This is a genomic window from Paraburkholderia ginsengisoli NBRC 100965 (assembly GCF_000739735.1).
GTDB classification, from domain to species: Bacteria; Pseudomonadota; Gammaproteobacteria; order Burkholderiales; family Burkholderiaceae; genus Paraburkholderia; species Paraburkholderia ginsengisoli.
The window spans coordinates 70,748-89,609 of the sequence record NZ_BBJF01000017.1 but is presented as its reverse complement, the minus strand read 5'-3'; the positions used below and the strand labels follow the sequence as shown (position 1 = coordinate 89,609).

The window sequence follows — 18,862 nt, the reverse complement described above, 5'->3', positions numbered from 1 at the left end:
CGGGCGTAAGATAGCCGGACCTTGTGGCGGAGGCCCTCATGTTCCACGACCCGATTCAGATCCCCGCGTTTATCGAATTGGCCTTGCTGGCGATCGTGCTAGTTGTCGTCAGTGTGGTACGCGCCCGGCGGTACAGGGAGCGGCAACGCAACCGGGCCACCGCCAGGACGAACGTCGGCCGATAGCGCGCGCCGGGTGTCGGCTCGCATCGCTTCGATGGCGAGTGACAATGCGCTTTGAGCGCAGCTGCGCGGCTGGGTCGCTGGGTCGCTGGGTCGGTTTACGCAGCGCGGCGCCCGACGCTCGTGACTGCATACGCACGACCTGACCACAACGGTCAAACCAAACGCATCAGACTTCGACGTCGGCACCCGCAACCGCATTCCACCGCCAAACCCCAACCTCCACACCCACGTCAATTCGACAACGACAAATATGGCGAACCGAGCGGCGTCGGCGGGAACGGCTGCGCGCCCGTCTGTTTGCTGAAGCTGTAGCGCACGTACACCGCCGCGAGCCACTCGCGATACTCATAAGCATTCCCGAGCGAAGCGGTCGCCCCGAACGCCAGCTGCGGCGCGAGTTGATATTCACCCACCGCGCTGAGCGAGTACGACACGCCGGTCTTGCTTTGACCGGGATACACCGCGCCGCTATCCACGCCGCTGCCGACGAACGCCGCGTTCGCCGCCGCCGCGCCCTGGCGGCCCGAATTGTCGTTCAGCGGGAAGTAATTCGACGCATCCTGCCGGTAGTGCTGCACGCCGATCGACCCCTTCAGGTCATAGGTGAACAAACCGTTGCGGCCGGTCCATTCCACCGGCAGGTTCAGGATCAGGTACTGTTGCGGGCTGAAGTAGCCGCCCTGGCCATACGTGAAGTACGACAGGTTATTGTTGTAGCGCATCAGCGTCGTATTCACGCCGACCGTGAGCGTCTGGTCCGCGTCTTTCAGCAGGCGTGTGTAGACGCCGCCGCCGCCCTTGACCGCGTTGTTGCTCGCGACGTTATGGCCGCCGTAGTACTGAAACGAAGCGTTCACGTACAGGCCGCTCGTGCCGTCGTCCCAGGCGAGACTGCCGAGGCCGCCGGTCGACGTGACGCCGCCCCATTCGAGCCCGGCGCCCGAGTCGCGCGCGCCCGCATACGACAGCAGGCTGTCCGTCACCGCGCGCCGCGCGACGGCGAGCGAATACGTCACCTTGTCGGTAATGCCGCCGTTGTACTGCGCGCCGCCGACGATGTTGGTCTCGCGGAAGCCGAGCGGCGTCACGCCGATATCGGCGCTCACGGCGCGGCTGTCGTAGCCGACCGACAGTCCCACACCGCTCGCCGTCTGGCTGCCGTAGGTGTTGTTGCCCGCGATCGCCGCGCTCTCCGACGTGCTGTTGGACAGCCCGGCACCGAAACGCGCGAGCGTCGATACATTGCCGGACGCGGAGCCGGCATCGAGCGTGACGGGCGTCGCCGTCACGACGACGTGACCGTTGCCCGCCTTGATGCGCCCCTGGATCGGCGCTTCGATGTCGGTGAGCGTGGACAGGCCGTCTTCGCCGCTGCGGTTGCGGAACACGATCCCGCCCGACACGGTGCTGGCCTGCTCGCGATTGACCTGCGCGAGTTCTTCCGCGACGCCCAGCGTCTGTGTGTTGGCGACGTTCGACGGCGCGTAGCTGCCGCTATTGGCATCCGGCTGCTGCGGGTAATAGGGCTGCGCATAGCCGGTCGGCGGCTGCGGAATGTAGGGCTGCTGCTGCGCGTAGTAGCCCTGATTCGGATACGCCTGCTGCTGCGGCGGATACGGCTGATAAGGCTGCGCGTAGCCTTGCTGCTGCTGCGGATAAGCCTGCTGGCCGTAATACGGTTGCTGCTGCGCATAGGGCTGCTGCTGCGGATACGGCGCCTGAGCTTGCGCATAAGCAGGCGCGCCGCGGCTGGTCTTCGACGCGCTTTGCTTCTTGCTGCCGGTCGTACGCCTGGCGTTTGCAGCGGACGTGGTGTAGGGCTGCGGTTGCACCGAACCGGCATTGGCTTGCGCCTGGCGCGCGGCCGGCGACATCGGCCACGGCGTGGCGGCATAGCCATCCGGCGCGCCGTAGTGCGCCTGCTGCGGATAGGGCGCCTGCTGCGGATACCCCGGGTTGTACTGCTGCTGTTGCACCGGCGCCGCCTGCATTTGCGCCTGCGCTTGCCCTTGCCCCGGATACGCCTGCAAAGGCGCACCCGACTGGCTCGACCCGTAGGCCTCCTGTCCATAGCCGCCCGAGTCGGCGCCCGGGCGGGGCGCGTTGTACGGCAACGCGGCGGGCGCGGCAGGAGCACCGTTCGGCGCATAGGGCTGGGCGGGCGCGGTATAAGGCGCGACATACGGCGCGGGCTGCGTGGGCGGCGGATAGTTCGGCACGGTTTGCGTCGGCAAGGAGGACTGCGAATACGGAAGGGCAGCGCGCGCGGCATTGAAGCTGCCGCCGGCAGGCGCGGCAGTGTCGGCGCTGGTCGATGTCACCGTGGCCGTCTTGCCTTCGAATGGATTGGTGCCGGGCAGCGGCGTCGCGCCGATCTGGCGCATCGCCGTTTCCCAGCCGCGCGGCACGTTGCTGTGCGGGTTGCCGCGCGGTGCGGCGCCGATTGGCGTATTGGCCGCGACCAGCGAGCGCTGCAGATACGTCGACGCGAGCGACAACTTGCCCTGCGCGCGATACATGCGGCCGACCGTCGCCAGCACGGCGGGATCGTTGGGCGCCTGGTTCAGCGCCTGCTGCGCGAGCGCTTCGGCGTAGCTGTTCTGCTTCGCGCCGACTGCGGCCGGGATCGCCGCCTGCAGCAGGCTCAGGTCGTCGGGGCGGCGCTGCAGCGCGACGCGATAACTGGCGAGCGCATTGCGATCGTCGCCGGCGCTCGAATACAGGCGGCCGAGCGCGGCCTGCAGATCGGGGTTGTCGGGCATCGCCGCGAGCCACGGGGCGATCACGTCGTAAGCGCTTGCGAGATCGCCGCGCTGCCGCACCGCATCGGCCTGCTTTATGACGATGCCGAGATTCAGGTTGCCGAAATCGGTGCGCTGCTGCGGCGTCAACTGCATCGACGCGAGCCGGCGCATCACCATGCCGAGTTCGCCTTCCTGCCCGGTCGCGGACAGAATGCCCGCGTATTCCAGCAGCAGATCGGTATTGCCGGGCGCGGCGTTCATCGCGCCGCGCACGAGGCCGAGCGCGCGGTTCGGATCGCCGGCCTGCTGATACGCGCCGGCGATCACGCCGATCAACTCGGGACTGTTGCCGGCCACCGGCTCGGCGGCGCGCAGGGTCGCAAGCGCCTGTTGCGTCTGACCGTTGCGCGCCATTCGTGTAGCGAGATCGGCCTGCTGATGCACCCACAGCCGATGCTGCAACGTGGTCATCGCGTCGGTGCGTTGCGCGACCGGAATGCGGTCGAGTTGCGCGAGACCCGCGCTCCAGTCCTGCGTTTCCGCCGACAGCAACGCGCTCGCATACAACGCGTCGGTCATGTCGGGATGCGCCGCGAGCAGGCCGTCCATCATGCTGCGTGCGTTCGCGACCGCGCCCTGGCGCACGTAGATGCGCGCGAGGTCGAGGCGCAGCCACGGATCGTCGGGCGTGTTCAGCAGCGCGTCTTCGAACAGGCTGCGTGCGCTGCCGAGGTCGCCGCGCGCTTCGGCGGCGCGCGCCTGGGCGGCCTGCGCCTCGCCGCGCAGACGGTTGATGCCGCCAGCCTTCGACTGCTGTTCGGTGTTCAGCTGATTGGCGAACTGCAGCGCCTCGTCGCCGCGGCCTTGCGCGGCGAGCGCGCCGACGAGTCCGCGAATCGCGTCGGGATTGTCGGCCTGGCGGCGCAGCGCCATCCGGTATGCCTGTTCCGCGCCGGGCGCGTCGTGGTTAGCGAGCAGCATTTCGCCGAGCAGCACCTGCGCGGTGACGTCGGACGGGTTCATCGCGATCGCGCGTTCGAACAGCGACTTCGCTTTCGCGAACTCGCCGTTGCTGCGCGCGCCGATCGCGTCGCTGGTGTACGTCCAGTAGGTTGCGCTGTCGAGCGCGGTCTTCCAGCGCGCCGGATTGCCGCCGCGCGACGCGCGCTCGAGATAGTTGCGCGCCTCCGCGAAGTGCTCCTGCTTCAACGCGGCGATGCCCATGCCGCCGAGCGCGTCGGTATCGTTCGGACTACTGGCGAGCACCGACGAGAACTTCGCGCGCGCGGTGCCGATGTCGTTGCGGTCGAGCGCGGCGAAACCGTCGGCGATCACGCGGCCGCGCGCATCGACGGCGGCGTTTTCCTGCGAGCGTGTGCGCGCCGTGCTGTCTTGCTGCACCATCGAATCGAAGCGCGCCTTGACGGCGGCGTCGTCGGAGGCGGTTTGCAGATAGGCCTGGTACAGCGCCGCGTCGGAGGGCCGCGCATCCAGCCACAACAGCGCCTGACGCCAGCTCTTTTTCGCGGCCGCACCGACCGTGCCGTCGCCGGCAAGCTTCTGCAAACGCGCAATGCCGTCGCGCCGCGTGACGTCGCGATAGGTCAGATGCTGCGCGTAGGCGAGCGCGTAACGCGGGTCGTCGGGGTTGTCGCGCGCGAGCTGTTCGAGCCCGCGACGTGCCTGATCCCAGCCTTGCGGCGTCGCCGACAGCGCCTGGTAGTACTCGAGCTGCAATTGCGGCGTCGCCGGTTTGCCCTGCAGCGCGCGTTGATACTCCTGCACCGCGCTCGCGCTCTGGCCGCTTTGCGCGAGGCGTCGCGCGTCGTTCACGGTCTGGTCGCGCGGACTCGTTTCGCCGAGACGCCGGCCCAGTTCGTCCAGATTCGGATAGCCCGGTGCGACCGCCTTCAGGCGCGCCAGATACTGCTGCGCGCCGGCGCCGTCCTTGCGGTCGGCGAGCACCATGCCCATGCCGTACAGCGCGTCGGGCTGCTTCGGATCGATGCGCAGCACCTTCAGCCACGCCTGTTCGGCGAGGTCGCCGCGTTGATGCGACTGCCAGTACTTGCCCTGATCGATCAGCACGCTCAGCGGATCTTTCGCCGCCTGCGCCAACGCGTCGGGCGCGGCCGTCGCCACATAGCAGGCGGCCGTGACGCTCAGCGCGAAGCGCAATGACAATGCGAGGGCGCTCAATCGCATGCGTTTCTCCAACTCGGCACGAGACGGCCGGCTTCGTCGAAGCGATAGCGGCCGTCGATGAAACCCGTGCCGAACAAGCCCAGCACACGATCGTAATAAACCGGTTCGCGGCCCGGCACGCCGCCGTCGAGCGCGGCCAGATGCGTGCGCGCGAGGCCCAGGCCGTGCTCGTCGCCGAGCGACCTGAAGTACGGCGCGAGCGCGCCCCAGTAGCTGAGCGGGCCTTCGCCGCTGGCCGCGCCGGTGGTCGATGAAACCTTCTCCGGCGGGAAGCCGTTTTGCGCGACCTTCGCGCGCATGCCGCCGAGCGCCGCGAGCCACGGCTTCGCGAGCGGATCGGCGGACGACGCGAGACCGGCCCACAGATACACGCGGATCGCGTCGTAGCTGCCGACGTCGCCGTTCTTTGGATCGACTACGAACTGGCCGTTCTGCCAGGCTGCCCAGTCGGGCGCGAAGCCTTGCGGCGAGGTGGTTTTGACGAGCTTGTACGCGCTGTCCGCGAGCTTGCTCCACGGACCGTTAGGCAAATCGTGCGCGAGTCCGCGCAGCACCGGCAGCGGCAGATAGCTCGGATTCAGGCGCGTCACGCCTGCGTTCTGGAAGCCTTGCGGTCCGGGCAGCAGCATCGGTCCGACGCCCGGCAGCGTGGTGAGTTCCTCGCGCGCGATCCGCGCGGCCAGCGCTTCGCCGAGTTGTGTGTAGCTCGCGTCGCGCCACAGGCGTCCGGCTTGCAGCAGGTCGTAGGCGATCCACAGGTCCGAGTCGGAAGCGGAATTCGGATCGAGCACGCCGTACGAGCCGTCCGGTTTTTTGCCCCACTGCCATGCGGGCAGCCGCACGTTGCGCGCGTCGAACTGATTGCCCGCGAGGTTGGTGCGGGTCCACGCGAGCAGCCGGTCGAAGGTCGCGCGGTCGTTCGCCACGAGCGCGAAGAACATGCCGTACGACTGGCCTTCCGAAGTGGTCTGCTGGGCCGGCGTCGAGTAGTCGATCACGCGGCCGTCGGCCTGCACGAAGCGTTCGACGAAACTGCGATAACTGCTCCATTCGCCGCATGCGCCCAGCGCGGCGTTCGCCTGCGCAACTTTCACGATCCCGCCAGAACTCGCCGACGCAGCGAGGCCGAGCGTCAGCGCAACGGCTATTTTCTTGTTGAGTCGAAGAACCTGCATAACAGTCCTATCAGTCCTTCAGGCGGCGCGCGGCGATCGAGCGCAGCGTCCGGTAGAACAGGGCCGCGACGATCAGCGCGGCGAGCACGCCGCCCAGCATCAACAGCAGCGGATGCGATGACAGCGCCCAGCGCAGATACTCCTGCGGCGATAGATGGCCGACGTAGTACGCGTCGCCGTTCGACGTGATAGTGACGTCGCGGCCGTGCACGACAGCCATCGCGCCTTGAATCTTCGGCAGCACATCGGCGTCGAGCAGCGCGCTCGACAGGTCCGCGTCCGACTGGCCCGCCGCGCTCACCAGCGCCACCGCGCTGCGGTTCTTCTGCAGCGGCGATTCGAAGCCGGTCAGCAACGCGGCGCCGTTCGAGCTGACCAGCGTCAGGTCGGCGCGCGCCGGTGTGCGCTCGACGCCGCGTTCGCCATGCCACCAGTCTTCGAGCTTGAAGACGATGTCGGAGATCTGGAAGGTGCGCGCGTCGCCGTCGCTGGAGAACGGCATCGACTTCGACCAGCGCTGCAACAGCGGCTGTTTGCCGGGCGCGCCGAAAACCAGCAGGTCCTTGTTCGCGTACTTGTCGGCGTCGTCGGCGTTGCCCACCGTCACGCCTGTGGCCGGATAGCCGGTCGACGCACCCATGCGGCCCATCGTCAGCAGATACAGGCTGTAGTCGCTCGAATCGGCGTCGTTCGGCAGGATCACGGCGGTCTCGGAGAGGTCCGCCATGCGCGTGAACGGGAAGCCGCTATTGGCGAACGCGGCCAGATCGGGCAGCGCCATGTAATGCGGGAACGACGACAGGTCGATGGTCGAGTTCGGATCGATCGCGCCGACCACGTTGTCGAGCACACGGCCGTGACATTCGCCGGTGTTCGGAATGTCGTAGTAGAAATGCAGGCGCACCTGTGCGCGCGGCGTGAGCAACAGCGGCGGAATGTTGATGGTGCGGCGCGCTTCGGCGGTCCTGTCGGGCAGCACGCGCCCGAAGTAATGGCTCAGCTCGAATACCGATGCGGACTCCGCCGGAATCGGCAGCGCCTGCACGAAGCCGTTGTTCACGCTCACGTTCAGCGACGAGCGGTCGCGCAGCGGACGCACCGTGTAGCGGTAGCGCAGATCGATCGGCGCGCCCTTCGTGTGCCACATGAACAGATCGGGCGGCACGCGCAGATTCACGTGCACCGCGTCGGCGTCGTAACCGGACACGCTCAGGTCGCGCGGGTCGGCCAGTTCGCCGAAGCGCACCGGACGGTTGGTCGGCAGCCAGTTCGGTGCGTCGTACGGCTCGCGCGGCGCGAGTTCGGTCAGCTGCGTAATGGTCGCGCTCTGGCCAGACAGCGAGTTCTGGCCGATGCCGAGCGACTTCGCGGCGGTCTTCAGCTCCGCTTCGGTACGGCCCAGCACGAGCAGCAGCTTGCCGTGCGCGGGCGCTTCGCGATCGACCACCGCGATGGTCGGCCCGGAGATCGCCGGCAGCGTGACGCCGGCCGGGCGTTGATCGTCGGTCGCGAATACGACCGCGTTGCCCGACAGCGGCGCGTTGTCCAGTTGCGTCGGAAACATCGCGCCGCGATAGCCGGCGAGCGCGCCGAACCACGACGCGACAATGCCGCCCGCTTCGAGCGTGCCCGCGCCGGGCTTTTGCGGAAACACGAACGGCAGTTCGAGGCGGCGCACGTCGCGCCGGTCGAAGAAGGGCGCCGGCAGCGCGGCCAGATCCGGCTTGCTGGCGAGCGACGCGTAGGTCAGATCGAGCGAACTCGCATTGCTGACGGTGGCCCACAGCGACGAATTCGCCGGGTCTTCGCAGTTCGTCGTGTAATGGCCGATCAACTGCACGTTCAGATGGTTGAACTCGGTGATGAAGCGCGGATCGATCGACACGTCGCGCGCCACCAGCATGCCGGCCTGTTCCTTCGGCACAGGCAGCGTCGCGGCGACTTCGCCATTCACCAGCACCTTGAGCTGCGAGATGTTCCCGAGCAGAGCGGGCGAGTAGCTGTAGATCAGATGCAGCATCGCGCCGGTGACGACTTCATCGCCGGGCACCGAAAACGCGACGCCGTTCTGGCCGTCGACGCCGCGCAGTTGCAGCGGGTCGAGCGCGCCGAGGTCGGCGAACGTGAGGGTTTGACGGCGGCCGCCCGGCACCAGCGTGCCCGGGTCGGCGGTGGTCGGCGTCCTGACGCCCAGCGCTTTTGCCGCCGTCGGGGCGAGCGCGGGTGTCGGCGTGGCGAGTTGCGGCTGCGGGATCGCGTTGGGGTCGAACGGCAAGGCGGGGCCGGGGGCGGGCACGCTGCCCACCCCGGTGGCGGTGCGGACAGCGCCTGCCTGAGTGGCTGCACGAGTCGCGCTTGTGCCGCCGCTCGACGCGGCCGCCGCCGCTTCAGCCGCCGCAGCCAACGGAGCCAGCGGCGCCGCCAGCGCGGTCTGCAACGCGAGCCAGCACGCGAGGCCGCGCATCAGCCGCGTCGACGCTGTGCGTGCGACGCGTCGCGCCGGCAACGCCGGCAACGTTTGCAATCGGGTCCTGCCGCGCTCGTGAGTCGAGCGTTCGATCTTGTCCTTCGCCATCCTCTTGCCCATTGATCAGTCTTTGGTTTTTAGCTTCTTCACGTCCACCGGACGGCTTTTCATCGAAGTGCGAAGGTCGGCGTAGAGATGTTCGAACAGCCCGCCGATGCCGCGTGCGCCGACCGTCAGCACATGCGACAGACCGCGCAGCGGCGTGTCCTGCTGGCGGCCTTCGGCCCAGCCGGTCCAGGCGTCCGCGCGCGCGAAAGTGGTCTTGACGAACTCGTACTCCTGCTCGCGCGTCATCGCCGAAAAACGCAGGCCCACGCGTCCCGGCGCGGTGAAGCCGACGGTCGCCGGGAACGCGAATTCCTCGTCGCCGCGAAACAGCGACACGGTCACGCGCTCGTGCATCGGCACCTCGATCGCGGCGGGCAGCGCGACGCCGACGCCGCCTTCCGAGTAGTCGATGGTCTCGCAGGCGAGCGTGCGGCCGGTCGAGAACTTGAGCATCACCGGCATCTTCATCGCCACGCGGTGCACCGCGCGAATCTGCCGACGCTCGCTCGCGGCGGCCACGCTCGCGCCGAGAATCAGCATGTTGTAGCCGGTCCACGCCAGATTCAGAACGGTGGTCTGCACCACGCTGCGCACATGCCAGTTCAGATAGATATGCGCGATGCCGACGCAGAAGCCGATCAGGTTCAGCAGCAGCAGGAACAGATACGGGCGCGAGATCGCCCAGTCGAAATAGTTCTTCTCGATCTGGCCGCCCTTGGCCGTCACGTTGAACTTGCCGAGCTTCGGGTTGATGAGCGCGAGCAGCGTCGGCGCGGTGATGTACGACGCGAGCACCGACTCGTAGACCTCGGCCCAGAACGAATGGCGGAACGAGCGCTGCATCCGCGAGTTGGTGATGCTCGCGTGCATCATGTGCGGCAGCGCGTAGATCGCGATCGTGCTGGCGGCGGCCTCGATCACGTGCGCGCCGAAGAACAGATACGACAGCGGCGCGGTGAGGAACACCAGGCGCGGGATGCCGTAGAAGAAGTGCATCATCGCGTTCAGATAGCACAACCGCTGGCCCAGTTTCAGCCCTTTGCCGGTCAGCGGGTTGTCGATCCGGAAGATCTGCGTCATGCCGCGCGCCCAGCGAATTCGCTGGCCGATGTGGCCGGACAGGCTTTCGGTGGCGAGCCCGGCGGCTTGCGGAATCGCGAGATACGCGGTGGTGTAGCCGAGGCGGTGCAGCTTCAGCGCGGTGTGCGCGTCTTCGGTCACGGTCTCGACCGCGATCCCGCCGATTTCCTCGACCATGGTCCGGCGCAGCAGCGCGCACGAGCCGCAGAAGAAGGTCGCGTTCCACAGATCGTTGCCGTCCTGCACGAGTCCGTAGAACAGTTCGCCTTCGTTCGGCACCTTGCGGAACGTGCCGAGGTTGCGCTCGAACGGATCGGCGTTGAAGAAGTGGTGCGGCGTTTGCAGCATCGACAGCAGCTTGTCGCGCAGGAACCAGCCGAGACCGACCTGCAGGAACGAGCGGGTCGGGATGTGATCGCAGTCGAAGATCGCGATGTACTCGCCGCTCGTGATCTTCAGCGCTTCGTTGATGTTGCCGGCCTTCGCGTGGCGGTTGTGCGTGCGGATCGTCCAGTTGACGCCGACTTCCTCGCAGAACGCCTTGAACTCGGGACGGCGGCCGTCGTCGAGCACGTGAATCGAAATCTTCTCGGGCGGATAGTCGAGCGCGAGCGCGGCGTAGATGGTCGGCTTCACCACCGTGAGCGGCTCGTTGTAGGTCGGAATGAACACGTCGACGCTCGGCCATTCGTCGCGCGACGCGGGCAGCGGCATCGGCGTGCGCTTGAGCGGCCACGCGGTCTGGAAGTAGCCGAGCAGCAGCACGATCGTCGAATACACTTCGGCCGACACCAGCAGCAGACCCCACGCGGCGTCGAGCGGATGTTCCCAGTAAGTGGTCTCGGTCAGCCGCCAGTACATGTAGCGGCCCGACGTGACCACCGACAGCATGATCATCACCATCGTCGCGTAACGGCCTTGCAGACGGCGGAACAGCAGCGCAATCAGAAAGCAGCAGGTGGCGAAAGCGAGTTGCTCGTAGAACTCGAGCGGCACCGTGAACACGAAGTACAGCATACCCAGCGCGAACGCCGTGACGAACACGGTGACGATGCGGCTGTTCCAGAAGCGCGCGTCGACGAAGCGCTCGAAGCGCGACGGGTTGGCGCCTTCGCCGCCTGTCGCCGGCTGGGCTTGCTGCGATTCCGGCGTGCTCATGCGACGTTCCTCGGCGAGACGGCGATCGCGTCGAGCGCCGCCATCAGCCACGTGCCGCACGCGCGGAAATCGGCGGCCGCCTGGCTGAGCGGATCGTAGTGAATCAGCGTGGTGTCGCACGCGAGCGCTTCGCTCACGCCTTCGTCCAGATGGATCACGCCGGGGAATACCTTTGCCCCGAGCATCTGGCGCAGCACCTTCAGCACGTCCTTGGTGAGCTGGCGCGACTGGTCGATCTGGTTGATCACATAGCCCTCGCCGCCGAACTCGGCGCGTGGCGCGGCGTAAGTGGCGATCAGACGCTCCATCTGCGGAATCGCCGCGTACGACGCGGCGTCGGCCAGCACCACGTTCAGTGCGAAGGTGGCCGCGCACAACGCGGTGCGCACATACGCGGACGAACCCGGCGGCGTGTCGATGATGACGATGTCGGTCGGGTCGAGCCGCAGGTTCTGCAGCGACTGCGCGAGCCAGCGCGGTTCGTGGTCGATATACGCCTCGAAGCGGCGGCGGTCGTCTTCGAGCACCGCGCCGTACGGCAACACGGTCACGCCGTCGACGCCGTCGAACATCACCGATTGCCACGGGTCGCCGCTCAGCGTCGCGCGCGACAGGCCGTCGATGCTGTCGAGCGGCACGCCGAAGTGCAGACGCAGCGCGTTCTGCGGGTCGAGGTCGAGGGCGATCACGCGCCGGCCGCTGGTGGCCAGCACGGAAGCGAGGTTGGCGGCGAGGGTGGTCTTGCCGACCCCGCCCTTGGCGGACACCACCGCAATGACTTTCATGAGCGACGCGGGCCGTTGACCAGCCATGAATTGGCGACGCCGGCCGTCGTGGCGGCAGTGGGAGCGGGTGCGCCCCGCAGACGGTCGAAGACCGATTGCAGCGGCGCGGATTCGCTGGCGGCCGCGGCGGGTTGCGGCGCTGCGGCTTGCGGGTCCGTAGCGAACAGTTTGCCGAGGATGGAGGCGGGCTGTGCTGGTTGCGCCGGCTGTGCGGACGCAGTGGGAGTTGCCGGGGCATACGCGTGAGCGTAGGCGTGCGCCGGTGCTGTGGCCGGTGCCGGCGCGAATGCGGGCGACGCCGCAGGCGCGGATGCTTGTGCCCACGTGGGCGCGGCGGCCTGGGCGGGCGCCTGCGTTTGCATGGCCGGCGTGCGGAACAGGAACGCAGGCGGCGCACTGGGGGGCGGGCTTGCCGGTGGCATCGATGCGGCCGGCGGCACGGCGGAGACCGGCGCAAGCCGGTGCGACGTAGCGAGAGGCGGTATGGCGGCCGGCGCGGCAGCGGGCACGGACGAAGCCGCATCGACTACCGGAGCAGAAGCGGAAGCTGCGGAAGCAACAGGCGCGACAGAAGCGAACGGTGCCGAAGCACCGGCTGCAACAGGTGCAACGGGAGCCGACCCAGTCGACTGCGTCCCTTGCGCCGACCCACCGATCCGACCGCTCGCGGACGCCGCGCTGTCCTCTTCGGCTTCGAGCGAGCCGAAACGCGACGCGCCGCTCGGCGCGGCGGGTTGCGGCGCAGCCACCGCCACCGGCGGAATATCCCGCCGCGGCGAGCGCGCGAACAGCGGCGCCTTGGCGCGCGTGACCGCGGCAACATCCTTCGGCGTCGTGTCCTGGCGATCGACCGCCAGCGGCGTCGCGCTTACCGGCGCCTGAGGCTTCGGCTCGCGCGGTTGCCCGATCGCCGGAATCGCCGGTTGCGTCAGATCCAGCGTCACCAGAAGCGGCCAGCGCGTGCGCGCCGAACGCGCTTCGTTTTCGCGGCCGATTTCCTGGTACGCGTTGGCGTCGCCGCCAAAGTGATCGAATAGTTTTTCGATGTCGCTCGATGAACTCATAATGCCGCCGTCTTGTTCATGACTTGCCTTGCCTCGATCCTTAGTTCTCGCGGCGCTAAAACCCTTGTCTTGCCACTGCACGCGCTCCGGTCCGGCGCGTTTGCTCTACTGCGTCGCTACCTTGCCTGATGCTGATGCCGGTGCCGCTGCGCCGTGCGCTGCGCTTGATCGGTTGCGAGCCGCCGCGAGCCGTTTGCGAGCGCGTGTTGCACGACGCATGCCCGGCGCATGCGTGCCTGATTCGCGAGCCATCGCGTCGCGCGCCATGCGCCGCCTATCACGCGGGATGACGCCCCAGACGAAACTCGAGCGCGGTGTCCTCACCGTACGCACTCGTCTGCGCGACCGACAGGCCTTGCGCGCCCAGCGCGCTCAACCAGGTCTGATAGACGCCTTCGAGAAACGCCGGGGTCCAGCTCAGCGCGGTATCGCCGAAAGCCTGCAGCGGTGCGCAGTAGTGAACGATGCGCAGCGACTCGGCTTCGTCGGCCAGTTCGACGTAGCCCCAATCCATCTGCTGCCAGTAAAAATTCAACGCCTGCGCAAGCTCAGCCGTCGATCCGCATGCGGGCAGCGGATGCGCCGCCGCGAACCGGCTGCCCACACGGTGCATCAACTGGCGCAACTCCGCGCGACCGATCTGTGCTTCGAACTCGGCGGCCAACGCGCTCAGCATGCCGCGCCACTGCGGCGAGATCTGGCGTTCCAGCAGGTAATCGAGAATTGGGACCATGGTTTCCGGGAAATGGCCGCTGCTTCAAGCCGCATAAAAAAACGGGTGCGACGGCCGGGTGAATATCAAAGTGCTTCGGGAAAATCGCGCGTTGCACGCGTCCTAAGTGACTCTTGCCAGGATGTCTAGTCGGTCCGACACACTTCGGGGGAAGTCTACTTAAGAGATTAAGTTTTAGCCACTTAACATTCGTCAGCTTATACGCAGAATCGCCTGCGATGGATGCACGGTGATTACGTAATTTTTGCTGATGCGGATGCACAGGACGCTTTTCCACCGTCGATGCGGAACGTAAAGTCGTCCGCCATAGGTGGTTTAACGGATAATTCCGCCGATCTTTTAGCTTTTACGTTTCGTGCTAAATGCAACGTTTTCGGGAGCCGCGCCGGTTGGTCGTGACGGCTGCCTTGCAAAATCTTGCGCGCAGCGTGATGCCGCAATTTTTACGTGGTCCGGATAAGCTTACGAGTTTGCAACAAACCGCCGCGTAGACAATGGCTCACGAGTTGGTGTGAGTTTGCGTATTAATCGCGCGTATAAAGCGCTCGCCCAGGCACACGCAATCAGTACCGTGTCGTAGTCACGTCGTTCGATTCACTCAAATGCCATGCTCAATCCACTCAGTATTCTGCTGGTCACCGTTTTATCCAGCGCGATGGCGATGGCCGTGCTCGGCTCATTGTGGCGCGCGGCGATCCCCGGCGTCGGCTACTGGATCGCCGCCAACGCGGTCGCGATCGTCGCGCTGCTCGCGTTCGCGATGCAAGGGCATGCGTCGCGCTGGCTGACCTTCGTCGCGGCGAACGTGTTGCTGGCTCTTTCGCTACTGCTGGTGATCGAAGGCTGTCTGCGGTTTCTCGGCCGTCGCACGCGGCCGTGGGTCGCGTATGCGGGCCTCGTCGCGGTGCTGATCGGCATTTCGTACTGGACCTTCGCGGCGCCCGATTTCAATGCGCGCGTCGCGCTGGTGTCGACGTATCACGCGGCCCTCTATGCGACGCTCGCCGCGCTGATGCTGCGCGGCCGTCCGTCGAACCGGCCGCGCTACAGCTATTACTTCCTCGCGGTGGCGGCGCTGCTGTTGTGCGCGGGACATGCGTCGCGCGGTGTGATGTACGGCTTCGGCATGTTGAAACAGTCCGGTCTGATGGAGGTCTCGCCGTCCAACATCATCTTTCTCGCGCTGGGCATCCTCGCGCCGCCGTGTCTGTCGATCGGCGTCGTGATGCTTGCGCACGACCGTCTCGCCGAGCGGCTGGAGCGGCTGGCGAACGTCGACGACCTGACCGGCGCGCTGTCGCGCCGCGCTTTTCTCGCGATCGGCGACGCGCTGCTGAAGGCGTCGCTGCGCAGTCGCTCGCCGCTGACGCTGGCGATCATCGATATCGATTCGTTCAAGGCCGTCAACGATACCCACGGCCACGCGGCCGGCGATCAGGTGCTGGTGCACTTCGCGGCGTTCGTCGCGGACAACCTGCGGGTCGGCGACGTGTTCGGCCGGCTGGGCGGCGAGGAGTTCGGCGTGCTGTGCCCGGCGACCACCATCGCCGACGCGGTCGCGCTGCTGGATCGTTTGCGCGGCCGGCTTGCCGCGCAAACGCCGGCCGAATTGCCGCGCGGGCTGCGCTACACGTTCAGCGTCGGCGTGGACCAGCATCGGCGCGCTGAATCGCTCGCGCAGTTGATGGCCCGCGCCGACGGCGCGTTGTACTCGGCCAAGGAGGCGGGCCGAAATCGCGTGATGGCGGCTGCATGAGGGCGAGCGGGTAGCGGGCGAAGGGAGAAAGGCGACGACGCGAAGGGCGAGAGGCGAAGCACGACCGCAGCCCGCATGAAATTTTTACCTCATTGCGCGGCAGGCATAAATATTGGTAAGACATTTGCCGATAACCATTGGCGGAGTGACTGGAACCAGCCTGATAACCCATCAATATGTCTGCCACCTCAACGCAGCACCTGCCCGATCCCGGTGTGCGCGAGCGCTTTCACCAGCGCTCGCTGGAACACCAGCGGCCGCTCTCCACAGTGACGATGGCGTTCACGGTGGTCGCGTTCCTCTGTATGGTCGGGGCGCGCAACCTGGTCGACGGCCCGGCAACACCGCTCGCCTACCGGCTGCTCTGTGCGCTGTTGCTCGTGCTGCTGGTGCTGGCGATTCCGACCGCGAAGTCGACCTGGGCGTTCGGCGCGATCGGCGTCGCGTACATGCAGGTGTTGCTGGCGGGCCTCGCGCTGAATACCGCCGGCGTTGCGCAACCTCTGCTGTGGGTACTGCCCGCGCTGGTGGTGGTGCCGATCTGCGCCGCGCCGCTATGGCTCACGCCGACGCATTTTTTCACCGGCAGCGCGCTGTTTTACGCGGCGGCGTTCGCGCTGCTGCTCGGCGAGCCGTTCGCGCATGACGTCGACGTCGTACTGTGGATGTGGATCGTGGCGATCGGCATGCCGACTTCCACGGTGTTTCACTTCGGCTTTTACCGCTTCAGGCGCAGCCACTTCCTGCTCGAAAACCAGCTCGCGCAACTCGCTGCGACCGATCCGCTGACCGGCCTGCAAAACCGCCGCGCATTCGTCAAGCAGGCGGAGCGCCGGCTCGGCGCGAGCGCGCCCGACGCGCGCATCAGCGCGATCTTCGTCGACATCGACAACTTCAAGTCTTTGAACGACCGCTTCGGCCATGCGCTCGGCGACCATGCGTTGCATCGGGTCGCCCAGGTGCTGATGGACGAAACCACTGCCAACGACAGCGTGAGCCGGATCGGCGGCGAGGAGTTCGCGGTGCTGCTGCACGACGGCCTCGCGGGCGCGCTGCAACTGGCCGAGCGGCTGCGCGGCGCAATCGCGGCGATCGAGCGCCCGGACGGCAACCTGACCGCGAGCTTCGGCGTGGCCGAACATCGGCGCGGCGAAAGCATCATGGTGCTGCTCGACCGCGCCGACGAAGCGCTGCTGCGCGCGAAGCAATCGGGCCGCAACCGCGTGTGCGCCGAGCGCGCGCTGCCGCTCGACGCGCTGCAATCGCCCGGCGCCGATGCGCCCGCTGCGGAGCGCGATGGGCAACGGCGGTATCGGTGGGACGATTTTTATCTGATCTCGCACTTCCAGCCGCTTTACAGCCTGTCGCATCAGAAGCAGGTGGGGTTCGAGGCGCTGCTGCGCGGCGAGCAGGACGATGGCACGCTGGTACCGCCCGTGGTGATGTTCGCGCCGAAGCCGTCGCACGACGAAGGCGCGCTCGATCGCGCGAGTCACGCAGTGCACGTGGGCAACGCCTGCCGATCGCTGCCGGACGACGCGTGGCTGTTCCTCAACATCCTGCCGGCCACGTTCATCGCCGAGGGTTACGCCGACCAGCTCGCGACGATCGTACGGACCTCGGGACTCGACACCGAGCGCGTGATTCTGGAGATTCTCGAATCGCACGGCGGCAGTGTCGACGACATGTCGCGCGCGGCGGCCGTGTACCGCGAGCACGGCTTCCTGATCGCCGTCGACGATTTCGGCGCGGGGCAGTCGAATCTCGACCGGCTGCTGCGGATTCGCCCGGACCTCGTCAAGCTCGACGGCGAACTGATTCGCGCGACCACGCACGGCACCGGCCAGCCGATCCTGCCCAAGCTCGTGTCGCTGCTGCACCAGGCGGGGATGCTGGTGGTCGTCGAAGGGGTGGAGACCACCGAGGAGCTGATACTCGCGGTCGAATCGAACGTGGATTTCGCGCAGGGCTATCTGCTCGGCCGGCCGGCGGTGGAGATTGCGCCGCCGGAGTCGATGCACCAGCAGATCGACGACGCGTTCGACGTGATTGCGCAGGGGCGCGCGCATCAGCACGCGCTGTTCGAATCCGAAGTCGAGCCGTACCGGCTCGCGTTGCGGCGTGCCGCCGATGCGTTGCTGGCGGGCGTCGTGATGGACGAAGCGTTTGCGACGCTCGCGACGTTCGAGCGTTGCATCAGCTGCTTTATTCTCGACGATTCGGGCCGGCAGATCGGGCACGAGGTGCCGGGGCCGGCGTGGAGCAAGGAGGGCGCGTCGCTGCATCCGGTGGCGAATCCGCGCGATGCGCGCTGGGATCATCGGCCGTATTTCCGCAATGCGGTGCTGTTGCCGGGCGTTGCAATCGCCAGTAATCCTTATCTTTCGCTGGCAAGCGGACGGCCTTGCATCGCGGTGACGCTTGCCGTGCAGTTCGCGGCGGAGCGATCGGTGATTGGGGTGGAGTTGGACTGGTCGGAGTTGGGGTTGCCGTGGCCGGCGGGGGAATGAGGCGTGGCGGGGCGCGCGGGGCACGAGGAGTCACAAGCCGCGCGCGGCTCATGGCCCGTAGCTGTTAACTCGCGGCTCAGATCAATAACCGCCTTTGTCTTTGGCCGACGCAGCCGCTGCGGCCGTGTTCTTATACGACGCGGCAAGCTCCGCCGCCGCGCGGCTCAACAGGCCCGTGTCCGTGCCGACTGCGACGAAGCTCGCGCCCGCCGCGAGATATTCAGCGGCGATCGCCGGGTCCGGTGCGAGCACGCCCGCCGCCTTACCCGCGCCGCGCACGGTGTCGATGCCGTGGCGAATCGCGGCGCGCACGCTCGCGTCGCCCGGCTTGCCGAGCAGGCCCATCGACGCGCTCAAATCCGACGGCCCGAAAAACACACCGTCGACACCATCGACGCGCGCAATCGCCGACAGATTCTCCATGCTCTGCACGGTTTCCGCCTGCACCAGCACGCACAACTCGTGGGCCGCCGTGTTCAGATAATCGGGGATCCTGTTCCAGCGTGATGCGCGCGCCAACGCACTGCCCACGCCGCGAATGCCCTGCGGCGGATAGCGCGTCGCGGCCACCGCATCCACCGCCTGCGCGGCCGTGTCGATCATCGGCAGCAGCAGCGTTTGCGCGCCGATGTCGAGCAACTGCTTGATTAACGCCGCGTCGCTGCGCACCGGACGCACCACCGGATGCGACGCATAGGCGGCCACCGCCTGCAATTGCGACAACGTGCTGCGTACGTCGTTCGGCGCGTGCTCGTTGTCGATCAGCAGCCAGTCGAAGCCGGCGGTGGCCAGCAACTCGGTCACGTACGCGTCGGCGAGTGCGGCCCACAGGCCGAATTGCGGCTGGCCTTCGGCGAGCGCGCGCTTGAATGTGTTGTGCGGTATGGACATG

10 protein-coding genes are annotated in these 18,862 nt (G+C 67.1%); 2 read left to right on the top strand and 8 right to left on the bottom strand.

Features of this window, described 5'->3' with window-relative positions; translation table 11 throughout:
- Positions 1-415 precede the first annotated feature (415 nt).
- The 7 genes from BGI01S_RS22125 to bcsD all read right to left on the bottom strand — a co-directional run bounded on the left by BGI01S_RS22125 (position 416) and on the right by bcsD (position 13,704).
- Complete coding sequence (locus BGI01S_RS22125; RefSeq protein WP_042328177.1) at positions 416-5,134, bottom strand: cellulose synthase subunit BcsC-related outer membrane protein; 4,719 nt, start codon at positions 5,132-5,134, stop codon at positions 416-418.
- Positions 5,125-6,309: a cellulose synthase complex periplasmic endoglucanase BcsZ gene (gene bcsZ, locus BGI01S_RS22120; protein WP_042328176.1), complete on the bottom strand. Its 1,185-nt coding sequence runs from the start codon at positions 6,307-6,309 to the stop codon at positions 5,125-5,127. The genes BGI01S_RS22125 and bcsZ overlap by 10 nt, the downstream gene beginning before the upstream one ends.
- A 10-nt stretch (positions 6,310-6,319) precedes the next feature.
- On the bottom strand, positions 6,320-8,896 hold the full coding sequence (gene bcsB / locus BGI01S_RS22115; RefSeq protein ID WP_042328175.1) for a cellulose biosynthesis cyclic di-GMP-binding regulatory protein BcsB: 2,577 nt from the start codon (positions 8,894-8,896) through the stop codon (positions 6,320-6,322).
- A gap of 3 nt (positions 8,897-8,899) precedes the next feature.
- Entirely contained in the window at positions 8,900-11,122 is a 2,223-nt protein-coding gene (gene bcsA, locus BGI01S_RS22110; protein WP_042328174.1) for a UDP-forming cellulose synthase catalytic subunit, read from the bottom strand.
- Positions 11,119-11,907: a cellulose biosynthesis protein BcsQ gene (bcsQ, locus tag BGI01S_RS22105; RefSeq protein ID WP_042328173.1), complete on the bottom strand. Its 789-nt coding sequence runs from the start codon at positions 11,905-11,907 to the stop codon at positions 11,119-11,121. Before bcsQ ends, bcsA begins: the two co-directional genes overlap by 4 nt.
- Positions 11,904-12,971 (bottom strand): cellulose biosynthesis protein BcsP, encoded by a 1,068-nt coding sequence (gene bcsP, locus BGI01S_RS31305; protein ID WP_042328171.1) that lies wholly within the window; start codon positions 12,969-12,971, stop codon positions 11,904-11,906. Before bcsP ends, bcsQ begins: the two co-directional genes overlap by 4 nt.
- A 277-nt stretch (positions 12,972-13,248) precedes the next feature.
- A complete protein-coding gene (gene bcsD / locus BGI01S_RS22095) occupies positions 13,249-13,704 on the bottom strand; it encodes a cellulose biosynthesis protein BcsD (protein WP_042328170.1) in 456 nt (151 codons plus the stop codon).
- Positions 13,705-14,311: 607 nt separating this feature from the next.
- Here bcsD and BGI01S_RS22090 point away from each other — a divergent pair.
- Both BGI01S_RS22090 and BGI01S_RS22085 read left to right on the top strand, forming a co-directional pair.
- Positions 14,312-15,460 (top strand): sensor domain-containing diguanylate cyclase, encoded by a 1,149-nt coding sequence (locus BGI01S_RS22090; protein WP_042328169.1) that lies wholly within the window; start codon positions 14,312-14,314, stop codon positions 15,458-15,460.
- Positions 15,461-15,636: 176 nt separating this feature from the next.
- Entirely contained in the window at positions 15,637-17,970 is a 2,334-nt protein-coding gene (locus BGI01S_RS22085; protein ID WP_042328168.1) for a bifunctional diguanylate cyclase/phosphodiesterase, read from the top strand.
- A gap of 81 nt (positions 17,971-18,051) precedes the next feature.
- On the opposite strand, the gene hpaI is transcribed toward BGI01S_RS22085, so the two are convergent.
- Positions 18,052-18,861, bottom strand: coding sequence for a 4-hydroxy-2-oxoheptanedioate aldolase (hpaI, locus tag BGI01S_RS22080; RefSeq protein ID WP_042328167.1), 810 nt, complete (start codon positions 18,859-18,861; stop codon positions 18,052-18,054).
- Between the last annotated feature and the right edge of the window lies 1 nt (position 18,862).

What these genes read in the sequence shown, in the direction of transcription:
- BGI01S_RS22125 (WP_042328177.1), bottom strand. Translation starts at nt 5,134, where the DNA reads ATGCGATTGAGCGCCCTCGCATTGTCATTGCGCTTCGCGCTGAGCGTC.
- bcsZ (WP_042328176.1), bottom strand. Translation starts at nt 6,309, where the DNA reads ATGCAGGTTCTTCGACTCAACAAGAAAATAGCCGTTGCGCTGACGCTC.
- bcsB (WP_042328175.1), bottom strand. Translation starts at nt 8,896, where the DNA reads ATGGGCAAGAGGATGGCGAAGGACAAGATCGAACGCTCGACTCACGAG.
- bcsA (WP_042328174.1), bottom strand. Translation starts at nt 11,122, where the DNA reads ATGAGCACGCCGGAATCGCAGCAAGCCCAGCCGGCGACAGGCGGCGAA.
- bcsQ (WP_042328173.1), bottom strand. Translation starts at nt 11,907, where the DNA reads ATGAAAGTCATTGCGGTGGTGTCCGCCAAGGGCGGGGTCGGCAAGACC.
- bcsP (WP_042328171.1), bottom strand. Translation starts at nt 12,971, where the DNA reads ATGAGTTCATCGAGCGACATCGAAAAACTATTCGATCACTTTGGCGGC.
- bcsD (WP_042328170.1), bottom strand. Translation starts at nt 13,704, where the DNA reads ATGGTCCCAATTCTCGATTACCTGCTGGAACGCCAGATCTCGCCGCAG.
- BGI01S_RS22090 (WP_042328169.1), top strand. Translation starts at nt 14,312, where the DNA reads ATGCTCAATCCACTCAGTATTCTGCTGGTCACCGTTTTATCCAGCGCG.
- BGI01S_RS22085 (WP_042328168.1), top strand. Translation starts at nt 15,637, where the DNA reads ATGTCTGCCACCTCAACGCAGCACCTGCCCGATCCCGGTGTGCGCGAG.
- hpaI (WP_042328167.1), bottom strand. Translation starts at nt 18,861, where the DNA reads ATGTCCATACCGCACAACACATTCAAGCGCGCGCTCGCCGAAGGCCAG.